Below are 15,125 nucleotides of genomic sequence, written 5' to 3'. Positions count from 1 at the left end.
ATTTTTAAAGGATATGGGATGAAAGAGTCATTTAATAATGTAACAAATCCTGTAATTTCTTTTGAAAAATACTCTCTATCCGTTGGGTTTATATCCCCTATTCGTGATCTTTCTTTCAGTATTAATGAAGGAGAATCTGTAGCTATTATTGGGCCAGCTGGCTCTGGAAAGAGTATGGTTTTATCCGTTATAGCTCAGTTTATATGGGAAATGGATAATAATTTATTATTAAGTTCTTTTAAGCAAAGTGGTGATATTAAAATACTTGGAATACAATTATCTGGTAAAAAACCTTCAAACGAAATTTTAAAAAAAATATATTCACAAATTGCTCTTGTATCTGAAAAAAGCGCGTGGCTTCCCGTTTCAATTGCAGAAAACTTTGCGCTTTCTCAAAATTTAGCTGGAATAAAAGATGTTTTAGCATTTCATGAATTAATAGATACTTTGCCTATATCTCAACATAATAAAGCTTTAATTGATTCATTAGCTGAGTTATTACCAAGTCAAGTTGAACTTCCTTTTTTACAACAATTAGCAATTATTAGAGCTTTAATTCGTAAGCCAAAAATTTTCTTATTAGATGATGCCTTTTTACGAATGGATCCTGTGATGTTAAAACAAACAGAAAATTTAGTTTTAAATATGAGTGAAAAAACAACTCTAGTATGGGCAACAAATGATTTATATCAAGCAAGTAGAGTAACAGATTGGACGTTATTTATGCGTCATGGAACAATTGTTGAGTATACGCAAACAGCTCAATTTTTTACAACGCCTTCAACTCAAGAAGCTGAAAATTTTATTGCTGGTCGAGATGATGTTTAGTTGCTTATTTTAATAAAAAAGAATTCCAAATTTCTTCCGTTGGTAAGGCTTGTTTTGCATTATTTAAACTATGTCTTAAATTTGAGGTTTCTAAATAAACAGTTTTACGAACTCTATTTACTCCTCCTAAGGGGCGCATTTCTTCTGTTCCATGCCATGGAGTAAAAGAAAGATCTTCACAAAACTTTATTGATTTATCAGAGTCTGGTTGTTGTTCCTTTGGTAAAATTAAAGTTGCAACTTTAAATATATTATTCTTTCCGTTCCAAGTTGTAGTCCACTCAATTGTAGAATCTTCTATAGGCATTGCCATGGAATCTTTTTGAGGAATGATGAAAAATTCATAACAAGCATTTTTTTTCTTTAAATGTTTTGCTAAAGTTTCTTTTAAATAATCGGGACCTCTTTTATTTTCTGGAATTGTAATAAATGTCTGATTTTTACAAGGCTTTACTGTGAATTTAAAAGCAGAGTTTTCTCCTAATTTATAAGGAGTTTGACTCCAGTATTGAGCACTAATTGGAGATGGATTTATTTTATTTAATGTTTCAAATGCAAGTTTTGCTTCGTATGGATGATCTTTCATCCATTCTTTTAAAGCTTCAGGCCCTTTTGATTGAGCCATAAATAATGAAATATAACTTTCAGCAGTGCGCATGAAAAAAACAGGATTATCAATCATAATAAAATCTTGGGTATTATTTTCTCCATTTGATTCTGTTTCTTTAAGTAAATTGGCATTGACACCTAATAATTTTATTGCCATGCCATGAGCATCAGGAATTTTATCTGCTTTTAAATCAAATGAACCATTTGAAAAACGAATAAAAGCTTTATATTCTTTGGGTGTAGCAAAAACACCTTTTTGAAATTCAATTGGTAATTTATTTTCGACAATAAATTTTCCTATAGCACAACCATGATGTTTCGCATGAGCGTCACGCCGAGCTGGTCTTGCATCTCCAGGTCTTGATGCATATCCTTTTTTTACGATCTCTTGAAACATTACACTAATTTGTTCTGCGATATTATCTTCATTGGAATCAATTTGTTCTTCTCCAATTTCTAAAAGTCTATCTGGTTTTGTTAATATATTATTTTTGTTTTGAGCATATGAGTTTATAGAAAATGAAATTCCATAAATAGATGTAATTGACAACAAAATAAGGTCTGTTTTTTTTAACGTAAAATTCAGCATTTTTTCTCCTTTTAATAATAAAAAAATGAGCTGTAATTTAAATAATAATTAAAGTAACTTTATTAGATTTTAGGCACGAAAATAAAGAACAAGAATCCGTTAAATGAAAAAACTTATTTGAAAGATATATAATGTTAAAATAATATTTGCAAATTTTTTAAAAAATAATATTTATTAAAATAAAAGTGTTGAATTAACCAAATTTTTTACGATAATCTCTCATGAATTCTGCAAATACAGAAGCGGATTCAACACTCACACCGTTATACATAGAAGCTCTTATACCACCTACAGAACGATACCCTTTGATTTCAAGAAGATTATGTTTAGCTGCTTCAGCAATAAAGTGATTATCTTGCTCTTCTTTAGGAAGCTTAAAGACAAAATTATGGCGAGAGCGACAGTCTTTATCTGTTCTGCCAATATAAAGTCCTGCATCAATTTCGGAATAAATTAATTTAGCTTTTTCTAAGGACCATTTTTCCATTGTTGGGGTTCCGCCAGAATGGTCAATCCATTTAAGCATACGATTCATAGCAAAAATAGGAAATACGGGCGGAGTATTTAAAGCACTTTTTGTGTCAAAGATGGCATGATAAGAGAGGGCTTTACCAAGATAATTTGCTTTAGTGATTTCTCTGCTTTTTTCTAAGAGATCATTTCGAATAATAACAACGGATACACCAGCAATTCCAAAGTTTTTTTGTGCACTGGCGTAAACTAAAGCTGTTGATTCCCAAGGAATATCTGTACGTCCAGCAAGCGAACTAGTCATATCTAGAACAATGGGAATGTCGCCAAAAGTAGGAATTTTTGCGTATTCTGTCCCATAAACAGTATTATTTACAGTCAAATGAACGTATTTTGAATTTTTAGGAATATCCCATTTACTTGGATTTCCTAAAGAAACATAATCACAATTGCGTCCATCATATACGAGGTTTATTTTTCTTGGCATGGCAAAGACTTCTTCGCATGCTAAATGAGCCCATATACCAGTGTCTGTATAGGCTATTTCTTCGCCTGGTTTCGATAAATGCTGTGGAATGATAGAAAAGTGTTGTTGAGCACCGCAGCATGAAAATAAGACAGAATGTGTATTTGGAACTTGAAATACTTTTCTGGCAAGTGCATGAGTTTCTTCATTAAGTTGTTCATATTGTTTAGAACGGTGTGATATTTCCATAACACTCACACCAATTCCAAAAGTATCAAGTAATTCTTCTTTTATTTGCTTACGAACCGCTTCCGGTAAACTTGCGGGTCCAGGGCTAAAATAATGAACGTTCATAAAAAACCTCTCATTAGGGTTAAAAGATGATTTTTTTATTATCATTATTATATAATAAAATCTAGGTCAGACAACTCTTTTTAAACATCATATATAAATTTGATTTTATTTAATTAGAATTTAATCCTATGATTAAATTGGTATTCTAATCATAGGATTGAGATTAACCGCCAAATGATTTTAAAAGCTTTTTATAACTTTTTAATAAGTAAATCGAAATACTTACCATTATAAACATTGGTATAAATGAATAATATAGTAAATGTATTTTTTGGTGGGTTAAAATAAAAATAGGAACGGAAGAACATAATATAAATGGAGCAGTCATAAATAAAATTTTAAATATATTTCTTCCGTAAGTATTTGGAGGAATAAAGCATAATTGCATGATGTGATATTGATAGTAACCAATATATAAATTTTTATCTGAAAAAATATTTAGTGAATGAAAAATAAACGTAAAACATATACATATAATCATATAAACAATTAATGAAGCAGAAAAAAAGATAGCATGATTAATGCTTAAAAATAAATTATTTATGAAAATATAATAGTACAAATATGAAATAAATATAATTGAAAATAAAAGTTTTAATGGTTGAAGATAACTAAATATAACAATAAAAGATAAATTTAAAGGTTTGCACAAATAAGTATCTATTTTTCCTGAAAACAAATTTTCAAAAAATTCATATAAAGAATCACTTATAGTCTCTAAAATAAAATTTATAGAAATAAAGACTAAAAAAGATAAATAAAAATCTTGAAAAGTCCATCCTTTAAAACTAGTTGTATAAGAAAATATAATTTTAAATATAGAAATTGTAAAAATATAATAACACATAGTCATAATAAAATCACCAAAGAAATTTACTTTGTAATCCATTTGAGATTTTAAATTTAGTTTTAATGTTTTTAATAAAATTTTTAAATACATTTAACCACCATAAGAAGGATTTATTTTAGTTGATTTTTTTGTCAAAAATAAAATAATAATTTGAAATAAAATTCCGTAAAAAATAAGTAAACAAGTATATTTTAGTAAAGAAAGATTGCTTGGGTTTAAAATTAAATCAGGTATTCCAGATATTGTAACCCTAAATGGGTTGTATTTTAGAAATGTTTGGAATGTTTCTGGCCAAAACTCAATAGGTAATAAAATTCCTCCTAAAATTTGTGCTAATAAGAAATACGTAAATTGGATAAGATCATTCTGCACTACCCAATAATTAATAAGTGCAAAAATATATGATATTTGAAAACAAATAAATTGTGATAAAAATAAAAAAATGATGGTAGGAATAATATAAATATAATTATTATTTAAAATGCAACATAATATAAGAATAATAATACCAAATATAATAAAAAATATTTGCCGTCCAATCATAGTAAATAATGAAAAACTAAAGTAAGACATTGTCTTTATATTATATATATCAATAGATCCATTTTGAATTCTTTTTGAAGTGTCATTAATTAAATCATAGCCATTATTTAAATTAAACATAGTTACTGTTGCGATAATATACAAAATCATTTTTAAATAGGTATAATTATGAATATGAGTCTCATTTGAATAAATATAATTCCAAGAAATAATTTGTATTGTAATTGGGAGTGAAATACCAATAAATAAATCGCATAAAATACTTCCTTTGTGCGATAAAGTTTCATATGTATAAATATATATAAATTTTTTAATTTGTTCTAATTTTTCAACAAAATTATTCATCCTCAATTCTTTCCTCATGATCACTTTTAAAAATTTGAAATTTATCTGCTAAAATTTCTTCAAAAGACATTTTTTTTACTTCAAAAGACGTTATTTTTAATTTAATGAGAATGTTTATAATTGACAGCTCATTTTTTTTATCAAACACAATATTTAGGTTGTTTCCAATATCATTGAATGTAGCATCTATAAATCCTGAAATGGTGTCTTTTAAAATAGAATATTCATAATTTTTATCTACTTTTTTTACAATTATTTTCACTTTTTCATTATATTTATTCTTTAAAACTTCAGTCTCTTCTGAAAAGACGATTTCCCCTTTAGCTAAGATATTAATTTTATCACAACAATTTTCTATATCAGCAGGGTCATGCGATGTTAAAATAAAAGTACAATTATTATTTTCTTTTTCATTATTAATAAATTCTCTTATTTTAATTTTTGATTCCATATCGACACCAATGGTTGGTTCATCTAATAAAATAAGTTCAGGATTATGTAGCATATTCATTAATAGATCCGATTTTACACGTTCTCCAAGGCTCATAAATTTAACTTTTTTATTTAAGCATTCTTTTAGACTTAGTACTTCAGTTAAGTAATTTAAGCGAGATTGATAACTAGAATCATCAATTTGATAAATGGTTTTATGAAGTTCTAAACTAAATATTAATGGGATATCCCATAATAAGGAGCTTTTATGGCCAAAAACAACTCCTATTTTTTTTAGAAAAAATTTATTTCTGTCATAGGGAGTATAATTTAAAATTTTAATTTCACCATCTGATTGTGAGATAACACCTGAAATAATTTTCATTAATGTAGATTTTCCGGCTCCATTTAGTCCAATTATTGCTAATGATTTTCCTTTTTCTAAATTTATAGAACAATTTTTTACAAGATATTTTTTTGTTTTTTCGGGTGAAAAATAATTTATCATTTTCTTATAGTAATTAAAATTATCGTTTTGAATATTTTCATAAACATATTTTGATATGTTTTTTAAGCAAATAGCATTTTGCATTATTTTTCCTATTATATTTTTAAAATGATTTTGTTAAAATTAGAATAATTTTAGAGATTTAGTATAAACATATTTATAAGTGTCATTTCTTTAATTTTAAGTAGTCCATGAGCATGATTATACTACTATTTTAGTTGTAAAATTAGATTCAAAGCACCATGAATCATTTTTTAATTTTATTATGAATATAAAAAATAGTCAAACTCTATAAAGATTAAAATATATTTTTATAATTACAATATTTTTAATAAATGAGTCACTAAATTTTTTATTTATGGAGTTTTTAGATTTTAAATTTTAAAAAATCTCAAAATAAATTTTAAATTATAAAATTGGAATTATTGTTAATATTGTACTGACAGATGTTGCTTCTAGAGAAGTGGTAACAGAGGCAAGTTCATTTGAATTTATGAAGGCTTCTAAATCAATCATGGAATATTCCGCATTTTCCATAAGATCCGAAATGGGTTCTATTAATTCTTCTGGTTCAAATATAAGGGGTGAGTTTATATTGGAACTCCAAAAACTCATTTCAGACTCTTCTTCATATAGTGAAGATAAATCTGATTCTAATGATCTGATATCAAAAGATGCAGTGCTCATATCATCATCGGAATAATCACGGAGCGTCAATTCTTGAATGCGCCTAAAAATATTTGCAAATTGGTTTGGTGTTAATTGTGATCGTATTTCGGAAGTTTCTTCAAATAATTGGCGAAACTCTTCGTCAGGATCCCATGAGCCATTGGACCAATTTTCCCAAACCTGTCTATATGTAGGCATTCTTTCATTATTAAAGTTAGGCAACCAATGATCACATTCATCCACCATATCAAAAAATCTTTGTAAATAAGGATCCAAACGATTGAAAGCAGCTTCTTCATCATTAGGCACTATATAAAGTGGAACATAAGAATGAAAAAGGGAAATCTTATAATGTGATAACATATCATCACTCTTATCTTTTGATAAAGAATGATTGATATCTGAAATCGAATTTTGAATATTATAATATATTTTATTTAGGTTTTTAGGTATTTCGTTGGATTGCAAAAGGAATGAGTTTCCAATTAATTCATTTAATTGAATATCATTAGCGTTTTTTAAAATTATATTTTTATTATTTAATTTTTTTGTAAAAATCAGATATTGAAATGATTCTGAGATGTCTGTTTCAGAAATTTCATAAAACTTATTTTTTGCAATTTTTTGAATAACTTGTTTTGATTTGTAATCTAAATCTTGAAACCATCTTGTGAGAGTTACTTTATTAAAAAATAAATCAGAATGACTTATTAATTTATATTTATGAATAAATAAAGCAACATTTATTGCGTATGCTAAATCATTTTTAATTTTATTACCATTACTCCAATCCTTAATAGTATATGTATCTTTTTTATTAATAAGTGAAAACAAAATTCGATCTAAATTAGATTTTGTATATTGAAACATCCAAGTTTGATCATTTAAATCGTCAGAAATTTTTAAAAATTTATCCGTTTTTGCATTTATTAATGCATTCACTTTATTAGGCAATTTATTGAAAGTCCATATTTGACTTTTTGAATCTTTATCACATGTACTTAAAGATAATCCATACTCGTTTGAGTCTTTCAAGCAATATCCAGGATATGATGCAGAATATATTCTAAACCCTTTAAATCTCATTTTTTCAAAAACAATGATCCAATCCTGACTTTTATCTGAAATAGAGCATGAGAATGAATTTAAATTAAGATTATTTTTTGAATTTTTTTCTGATAATAAATTATTTGATTCTGATATTGAGAGGCAATTCTTATTTAATGGTGATGTTATTTTATGAGGTTGTAAATAGTTAAGGTTAAATTGCTGACTCCAAATTAAATTTTTTGTAATTGCATTATTTTTTTTAGAACTCAAAATATTTGCTTTATTAGAGGTAGAATGAATTAATTTTAAAATAGATGAGTTAAAGTTATTTGTAATTAATTTTAACTGAATTAAAGATTTTTTATTTTTTAATGTTTCGATAATCTTTAGTGAAGGAGTTTGATTTTTATCTAAATAATATTTGATTAATTTTGGATCATTGTTAAAAATAAATTTAAATTTTTTTTCGGAAGTTACTTTTTTAAAAGATGGTTTTAAATTTGCATTATTCCAATATTCTCCAAAGCTTATTTCTGAAATTTTAAAATTATAATTTTTATTTTCTGTTGATGACAAAAATGGTCTAAATATTTCATGATCAAATAATGTATGAAATGAATCTGAATAGTAATGTGCAGGCTCAAATCCAGCCTTATGCTCTTTGTTCATACTTGGAAAATATGCTTTAAACCAAGAATAAAATTCAATTTTATTTATTATAGAGGTATGTTTTTTTTCAAAAGCATTGAGATAAGAATAAATGGATTGATTGATACATTGAATAAATAAATTATCAAATTGGGAAACGGTTTCTAAAAACACAGCTTCTGCATTTTTTCCATGATAGGTTGATTCGAAATATTTTTTATCAAGCTCTTCAATTATAATTAAACTTGCGTAATATTCTAAGAGTTTCTCTTTAATAGGTTTAAAATAAATAGCGTCTAATATTTTATTTGTGTTTAGATATATATTTTCATGAATTTTTTTGTATTTTTCAAATTGAATTTTTATTTTATCAAATTTATTCCACCTATCATGGGCTAGCGAACCTTGATCAGAATCTTGTTGTAATTCATTTTGAATTCTTTCAATTTCATAATAATTTTTTTGAGCATCTTCTATACTAATACTATAAGAAGTTTGTATTAATAGTAAAGAAAAAGGAAAAAGAGTTATCCATTTTTTATTCATATAAAAAATTTCCTTTGATCATTTTTAATTTTAATTAATCTATTATGGAATTATTATTCCAATTTCGAACTGTTCTATAGATATTTTTTCTATACCTTGATTTTTTAAGGTTTATTTAAAATGCTTTTTCTAATTTTTAATGGAGTATTTTATATTAATTAAATGTGAAATATTTTTTGAAAATAAAGATAAATTTAAGGTAATTATTGATTTTTTGTTCATAGTAACATCCTGTTGTATTGTAAAAATATTAAATCTATTCCATGAAGAAAAGTAAAGGAATGAAAAAACAAAACTGGGCTTAATAAAATAATCTAAATTTGTAAATAAAATTTATCTAATAAAATTAATATTCTTTTATAGAGTACCATTAATTAATTAATTTAAATTAGATTACCATTAATTTTATTCTTATTAATATAAATATGGATGAGATTTTTTTTATATTAATTACCATTCTTTAAGTACTTGAGTTTTTCTATTGCTATCATTTATATAAATTCCATAATCAGTTGACCATAGATAAATTTGTTGAGGTAAAATATTTACAATAACTGGGTTTTTATTTAATTTTATAAAACCAGATTCGTTTGAAAAAACATCTAAAGTTGAATCCTGATTATACCTAATAAATAAATTAATTCTTTTATTTTCTTTATAAAAAGTCGTTTGAAAAAGTGAAGTATTGCAAATTTGAAAATGGCATGTTGTCGGTGTACAGATTTGATGAATTGGGTGGTCTTTGTAGGAAAAAGTTGTTTTTTCTTGATTATCTACAAACAGATCATAGCAGGCAAAAGCCTTATTTTTAATAGAAAAGGCGCATATAATTAATACAAATTTCACAAAATTATTTAAGCTCATAAGAATAACTCTATTTTTAATAAATAACTAATAATATTAGAATATTTTTAAAGGAAAGTGGGTTTATAAATGCGTTTTCGTTTTTTACGGTTAATCACTCGCATTTTTAAGTAATAACTATAACTAAAATTCAGTTATTCATGTATTACATTTTAAGTATATATCTAAAAATAAGGATAATGAACACACTTTTTTTATATTTATTTAAAATAATTTCTTTTAGGGGTGGGGCAATAAGTTAAATAAAAAAAAGGTAGGGAGTTGTATAAATCCCTACCTTTTTTGCATTAGAATAACGCTCAGTTTTGTTTAAAAAAGCCTAATCGTTATTTAGCAGCCGCAGGAGCCGCAGGAGCCGCAGGAGCTGCAGGAGCTGCAGGAGCTGCAACTTGTGCTTGAATTGGTAAAGTTACAACAGCAACGCTCGCTCCAACTAATGGACCAGAAACATTGTCATATCCAGCTCCAAAAAATGAGCTATCTTTTGAACTTGTTTCAAGTTTTAAAGAAGTAGCAGAAGAGCCTACGCTTGCAACAACAGGTGCGGTAGCAGCTGGGGCTGGTGTTGCACTTGTAGAGCTAGGAGCTGCTTGAGCTGTAGTTGCTGTAGTAGAAGCTTCAGAAGAAGAAGCTGTAGGAGCTGCTTGCTCAGCCACTTGGCCACCAACTATTTCTGTACAGCTTGAACCATCAACTGCACATTTAAATACGGAACCAAATGCTTTTCCTGTAAGATCTTTTCTTCCAATAGAACCTACATAAAGAGATTGGCCATCTTTAGATAAAGCTAAACTAGAACCAAATTTATCATTTTGTGCTAATTTTAAGCTAACAGATGTTGCGGATGTGCTTTTTCCACCAAGGAATTCAGTACAGCTTGTTCCGTCAAGTGCGCATTGAAAGATAGCTCCAATGTCGTAAGTTGATGAAATGTCTTTGTTTTGGTCTCTTCCAACAGCGGCAATAAATAGATTTTTGTCATTGCCTACAATTGCTGTGCTTCCTAAGTTATCGTTAGTGATAAGTCCTAATTTTGAAGTGTCTAATGGAAGACAGTTTCCACCATCTGCATCACATTTGAAAACTTTTCCAATTCCACCTTGGCTACCAACAAATAGATTTTTATCGTTAGCAAAAACGCTTGCGCCAAATCCAGAAATAGCTCCTCCAGCAGATTGAGCTAATACAGTTGTAGATGGGCTTGTATCGCTTCCGCCAAGGAAATCAGCGCAGTTTGTACCATCTAAGTCACATTTTAACAAAGCACCACTAGATGTTGCTGCATCGTTTTTTCTTTGTGGAGCTCCAACAAATAAACTTTTTGAAGTTGCAAATATGCTTTTTCCAAAATATTGTTTTTCTTGAAACAAGTCTGCAATATCAATAGTTTCTCCGCTTTTGCCGCTAAGATCAAATTTATAAACTTCGCCAGATCCACCCGTTTTGCTGGCAGTTCCAACAAAAATACTTGAGGCAGTTACTGTTATACTTGTTCCAAATTTATCTCCTGGTTGAAGTTTTAAGCTTTTTGCGCTTGCAATTGTGCTTTCTCCACCAAGAAATTGGCTACATGAGCTTCCGTCTAGGTTACAAATTAAAACAGCGCCCATGCCTTTAGATGCATTTGGAGCGCCAATAAGTAAGTAATCTTGTGTTGTTGCTGCTGCTGGTGTTGTGCCTTGGGATGATGCTTGAGCGTCATTTGAGCTGCTAGCAGAGTCACTGCCGCCAGAAGATTTTTTACAACCTACAACAGCAAGGGCCACAGAAGATAAAACAAGGGAAAGTTTACAAAAACTAGACATAAAACAACCTTTCTCTGAGAGGTGCGTTAAAAATGAAAATGCTGAAAAATTCAACATATTCATGGTCTAGTTTGATAGATTATAAAAAAATGGATTACGGGATGATTAATGATTAATTAAATAGCTATTTTTTGAGTATTAACTTGTAAAATTTTATGAATAATTGAATTTCTAATAATAATTTGGAGTTGAAAATAATATTTATTTTAAAATATAAAAATATTTAACTAAAATCTTAAAGAGGCGAGTACAAAACCAAACTGTTTTTCTCCAACCCAAAAGGCAGGAATAGCGAATCCAATATCGCTTCCTTCACCAACAATCAGAGCGCCCGCTTTAGGCAATTCTTTTTTCTTAACGATATTTTTTTCTTCTTTTTTTGGTGCAACATACCCTTGCCCTGGAATGATAGGAGGCATACTATAATAATAATTATCATCATTATTTTCGGGTGTGTAGTTAAAATATGAGTTTGTTTGGGCTTTAGAAACATTATACAATCCGTAAGCGCTACCCATCATAAAGCCAATAGAAGCCCCACCAGCAACAACACGTATATTGTTCATAGGAGAGCCAGATAAAAATGGTAAAATAGCTGTGCCCATAGTGGCGCCAAATAAGGCTCCATATCCTCCTGCAACAAAAATATCTCTCATGTCATCTTCTCCGCCACTATAAACTTGTTGAGCTTGAGCTGTAAGTGGGAAAAGAAAGGTAAATAGAAAGAGAGTTTTTGAAATAAAGGATAAGCTTGTATCTTTATAAAAAATGCTTTTTTCTAAGTCCCCCATAATTTTTTAATCTCCTTATTTTATATTTTATCCTTTGAGATATATAAAATAAACTGATCGTTATTATAATAGTCAAACAATAATTAGGAAAAAAATTCCTTTTTTGGGGCTCAATTGTTATCTTTTTATAAGTGCCTTAAGTAATAGGATAATTTTTTTTTTATAAGATTGCTTGACAAGATTGGCTGTCATACATTATTCACCTCTTCACCGAGACGTACGCTGGCTTAGCTCAATTGGTAGAGCACCTGATTTGTAATCAGGCGGTTGGGGGTTCAATTCCCTTAGCCAGCTCCACGGTATCGGGGAGGTTCCAGAGTGGCTAAATGGGGCGGACTGTAAATCCGCTGTCTTACGACTTCGGCAGTTCGAATCTGCCCCTCCCCACCATTTATACTGTGTATTTATACAGTCACATCTTAAGCGGGTGTAGCTCAATTGGCTAGAGCGTCAGCCTTCCAAGCTGAATGTTGAGGGATCGTGCCCCTTCACCCGCTCCAAATTTGTTTTAACTCACTTCTTTTTTGATTCTTTCGCATCTACTATTTTACATAAGCCCATGTAGCTCAGTGGTAGAGCACTTCCTTGGTAAGGAAGAGGTCTCCGGTTCAAGCCCGGATATGGGCTCCAGTATTTATCAAAAGCAACTTCACTAGAAAATATTTAATAATATTGGTATCGATTAAACGATAAATACTTTTTTTTGTTGATATAACAAAAAAATTTCTTTTTTTCAGATGAAATAAACAAAAAGGTTTTTTATGCTAATTGATTTAAATAATGGAAAACTTCCTAAAGCGATGCTTGTAGGGGTGCCAACCCCAGAAGTAAATGATTATGAAAACCAAGAATCTTTAGAGGAATTAAAAAGACTTGTTACCACATTGGGCTTTACGGTAGTCGCTACTACTTATCAAAGAAGACAAAATGTTTCAGGTGCCGTTCCGTTGGGTGAAGGTAAATTAAAAGAAATTGCTAAGGTTACTGGTGGAACAGGAATTGTAAAAACAGGACCCGTCATCAAAAAAACAAAAGCAAAATTAAAAGAAGAAGAAAATAATAAAAGAGAGGAAGAGTTAGAAGTAGATGACTACTCTCTTGATGATGAAGAAGATGAAGAGGAAGTATTTGATCCCTCAAAAAAACCAGATGCAATTATTTTTGATTGTGAATTAACGCCATCTCAAATAGCAAATCTTAAAAGCGCTTTTTCTGTTGAAGTGATTGATAGAACCGGTGTCATTGTTGAAATATTTAGCAAACATGCCAAAACAAGAGAGGCAAGGCTTCAGGTTGAAATTGCTCGATTGAAATATTTGGCGCCGCGTATTCGCGAAAGTGGTTCAAGTGAAAGGCAAGGAAGTGGTGCTGGTGCTCGAGGGGCCGGAGAAACTGATATTGAGCTTGATAAGCGTCGGATAAGGGATCGTATTGCTGAGTTAAAAAGAGAAATTTCTTCCATCCAAAAGGAACAGGGAACAAGGCGTAAAAAACGTTCAGATCAGCCTTGTGTTGCTTTAGTTGGATATACAAATGCGGGTAAGTCCTCTTTAATGAGAAGATTAACAGGAAGTGATGTTTTAGTAGCAGATAAACTATTTGCCACTTTAGATACTACGGTAAGAATGCTGCATCCGGAAACGCATCCTAAAATTTTAGTTTCAGATACAGTTGGATTTATAAGAAAGCTTCCGCATGACCTTGTGGTTTCCTTTCGTTCCACATTAGATGAGGCATTAAACTCCTCTTTACTCTTATATGTAATTGACTCTTCCGATAAAAGTTGGCGAACCCATTTAGAAGTTACTAAAACAACACTATCTGGCATTGGTGTTACAGAAGAAATGTCTTCTATTTATATATTTAATAAAATTGATTTATTATCCCAAAAAGAGCTGCATGAACTGAGACATGAATTTCCAGATTCTTTATTTATTTCAACCAGAAATGATAAAGATATTAAAATGATTCATGAATTTATTAGAGAATTTTTTGAAAAAGAAATGTCAGATGATAAACTATTTATATCTTACCAAACCCAAGGGGCAATTGGAGATATTAGAGAAAATTTAAGAGTCATAGAAGAAAAATATGAAAATGACGGGATCTATATTACTGTTAGAGGTAAAAAAGAAATCATAAAAAAATTAAAAGAACGGTATCAACTTTAAAAATTAAATATTGTGATCATTTTACCCTGAAGATTATCTAATTGTAATAAATTATAAAAAATAATAAAATTGATATTTTTTTTTAGCTCTTCATTATAATTAATTGGTATAAAAACAATAAAAATTTATTAATATGATTAAAATTAAAGCAATATTTAAAAGTGTGTCATTTTTTTAATTGTTTGAAAAAGTATGAATTTATTCATAAAATCATATTTTCTTATGTCTCTTTTTGATGGTTGTGTTGAAAAAACAAGGCATCAAAAAATATTGTTTTTTTTGTTAGAAAAAAATTGGTAGTCTTTTTTTTAGATACCTCATGTTAAGGCTTGCAATTTAAAATAAGTTGAGTTTATAACTCACAAAGAAGCCATGACACAAAAAGTTCGGAGGATTAAGGCTTCTTAAACCATCCAAATATTTCCCTACCTTTGATCTCTCGCCATAGCATTGTCCTCACAAAATATACATTCCACATTTCTTCCTCAGAAGAACGACACAGAGGGTTAGCACCGAACGGCTGGCCCTCTGATTTTATAATGTCAAAAAATAATGTCAGATTAGTTTACTTTGCAAAATATAGGAT

General features: G+C 28.9%; 11 protein-coding genes and 4 tRNA genes. 6 read left to right on the top strand and 9 right to left on the bottom strand.

From position 1 onward, the window contains the following. The first annotated feature begins 18 nt into the window (after positions 1 to 18). Complete coding sequence (locus GCL60_RS14705) at positions 19 to 828, top strand: ATP-binding cassette domain-containing protein (protein WP_153421430.1); 810 nt, start codon at positions 19 to 21, stop codon at positions 826 to 828. A gap of 4 nt (positions 829 to 832) precedes the next feature. Here the strand turns inward: GCL60_RS14705 and GCL60_RS14700 are convergent, their stop codons facing one another. From GCL60_RS14700 to GCL60_RS14660, 9 genes are all read right to left on the bottom strand, one after another. After that, positions 833 to 2,026 carry a catalase family protein gene (locus GCL60_RS14700; RefSeq protein WP_153421429.1) on the bottom strand — a complete coding sequence of 398 codons (1,194 nt, stop codon included), beginning with the start codon at positions 2,024 to 2,026 and terminating at the stop codon, positions 833 to 835. 193 nt (positions 2,027 to 2,219) lie between these two features. Beyond that, positions 2,220 to 3,317, bottom strand: coding sequence for a 3-phosphoserine/phosphohydroxythreonine transaminase (gene serC, locus GCL60_RS14695; RefSeq protein WP_161998235.1), 1,098 nt, complete (start codon positions 3,315 to 3,317; stop codon positions 2,220 to 2,222). Between the two features lie 163 nt (positions 3,318 to 3,480). After that, positions 3,481 to 4,257: an ABC-2 family transporter protein gene (locus GCL60_RS14690; RefSeq protein ID WP_153421427.1), complete on the bottom strand. Its 777-nt coding sequence runs from the start codon at positions 4,255 to 4,257 to the stop codon at positions 3,481 to 3,483. Then, a complete protein-coding gene (locus tag GCL60_RS14685) occupies positions 4,258 to 5,055 on the bottom strand; it encodes an ABC-2 family transporter protein (RefSeq protein ID WP_161998234.1) in 798 nt (265 codons plus the stop codon). After that, complete coding sequence (locus GCL60_RS14680) at positions 5,048 to 6,079, bottom strand: ATP-binding cassette domain-containing protein (protein WP_153421425.1); 1,032 nt, start codon at positions 6,077 to 6,079, stop codon at positions 5,048 to 5,050. Before GCL60_RS14680 ends, GCL60_RS14685 begins: the two co-directional genes overlap by 8 nt. Before the next feature lie 324 nt (positions 6,080 to 6,403). Beyond that, complete coding sequence (locus GCL60_RS14675) at positions 6,404 to 8,908, bottom strand: hypothetical protein (RefSeq protein ID WP_153421424.1); 2,505 nt, start codon at positions 8,906 to 8,908, stop codon at positions 6,404 to 6,406. A 450-nt stretch (positions 8,909 to 9,358) separates the two neighbouring features. Next, the gene (locus tag GCL60_RS14670) at positions 9,359 to 9,772 is read right to left on the bottom strand and encodes a hypothetical protein (RefSeq protein ID WP_153421423.1); all 414 of its coding nucleotides are present in this window, start codon (positions 9,770 to 9,772) and stop codon (positions 9,359 to 9,361) included. A 326-nt stretch (positions 9,773 to 10,098) separates the two neighbouring features. Further along, positions 10,099 to 11,577 (bottom strand): hypothetical protein, encoded by a 1,479-nt coding sequence (locus GCL60_RS14665; RefSeq protein ID WP_153421422.1) that lies wholly within the window; start codon positions 11,575 to 11,577, stop codon positions 10,099 to 10,101. Between the two features lie 227 nt (positions 11,578 to 11,804). Then, the gene (locus GCL60_RS14660) at positions 11,805 to 12,368 is read right to left on the bottom strand and encodes a hypothetical protein (RefSeq protein WP_153421421.1); all 564 of its coding nucleotides are present in this window, start codon (positions 12,366 to 12,368) and stop codon (positions 11,805 to 11,807) included. Between the two features lie 221 nt (positions 12,369 to 12,589). Between GCL60_RS14660 and GCL60_RS14655 the strand changes: the two genes are divergently transcribed. The 5 genes from GCL60_RS14655 (at position 12,590) to hflX (ending at position 14,539) form a co-directional block, all read left to right on the top strand. Beyond that, positions 12,590 to 12,665 (top strand) — tRNA-Thr (locus GCL60_RS14655). A 7-nt stretch (positions 12,666 to 12,672) separates the two neighbouring features. Beyond that, positions 12,673 to 12,758: transfer RNA gene (locus tag GCL60_RS14650), tRNA-Tyr, on the top strand. Between the two features lie 33 nt (positions 12,759 to 12,791). Beyond that, positions 12,792 to 12,868 (top strand) — tRNA-Gly (locus tag GCL60_RS14645). A 55-nt stretch (positions 12,869 to 12,923) separates the two neighbouring features. After that, positions 12,924 to 12,998, top strand: a tRNA-Thr gene (locus GCL60_RS14640). 131 nt (positions 12,999 to 13,129) lie between these two features. Then, positions 13,130 to 14,539, top strand: coding sequence for a GTPase HflX (gene hflX, locus GCL60_RS14635; RefSeq protein ID WP_153421420.1), 1,410 nt, complete (start codon positions 13,130 to 13,132; stop codon positions 14,537 to 14,539). The last annotated feature ends 586 nt before the right edge of the window (positions 14,540 to 15,125 follow it).

Origin of the sequence: Silvanigrella paludirubra (assembly GCF_009208775.1) — a bacterium.
Classification (GTDB): Bacteria; Bdellovibrionota_B; Oligoflexia; order Silvanigrellales; family Silvanigrellaceae; genus Silvanigrella; species Silvanigrella paludirubra.
This window is presented reverse-complemented; position numbering and strand designations above follow the sequence as displayed.

Bases quoted from the DNA above. Each gene is read 5' to 3' on its own strand.
- GCL60_RS14705 (WP_153421430.1), top strand. From the start codon at position 19: ATGAAAGAGTCATTTAATAATGTAACAAATCCTGTAATTTCTTTTGAA.
- GCL60_RS14700 (WP_153421429.1), bottom strand. From the start codon at position 2,026: ATGCTGAATTTTACGTTAAAAAAAACAGACCTTATTTTGTTGTCAATT.
- serC (WP_161998235.1), bottom strand. From the start codon at position 3,317: ATGAACGTTCATTATTTTAGCCCTGGACCCGCAAGTTTACCGGAAGCG.
- GCL60_RS14690 (WP_153421427.1), bottom strand. From the start codon at position 4,257: ATGTATTTAAAAATTTTATTAAAAACATTAAAACTAAATTTAAAATCT.
- GCL60_RS14685 (WP_161998234.1), bottom strand. From the start codon at position 5,055: ATGAATAATTTTGTTGAAAAATTAGAACAAATTAAAAAATTTATATAT.
- GCL60_RS14680 (WP_153421425.1), bottom strand. From the start codon at position 6,079: ATGCAAAATGCTATTTGCTTAAAAAACATATCAAAATATGTTTATGAA.
- GCL60_RS14675 (WP_153421424.1), bottom strand. From the start codon at position 8,908: ATGAATAAAAAATGGATAACTCTTTTTCCTTTTTCTTTACTATTAATA.
- GCL60_RS14670 (WP_153421423.1), bottom strand. From the start codon at position 9,772: ATGAGCTTAAATAATTTTGTGAAATTTGTATTAATTATATGCGCCTTT.
- GCL60_RS14665 (WP_153421422.1), bottom strand. From the start codon at position 11,577: ATGTCTAGTTTTTGTAAACTTTCCCTTGTTTTATCTTCTGTGGCCCTT.
- GCL60_RS14660 (WP_153421421.1), bottom strand. From the start codon at position 12,368: ATGGGGGACTTAGAAAAAAGCATTTTTTATAAAGATACAAGCTTATCC.
- hflX (WP_153421420.1), top strand. From the start codon at position 13,130: ATGCTAATTGATTTAAATAATGGAAAACTTCCTAAAGCGATGCTTGTA.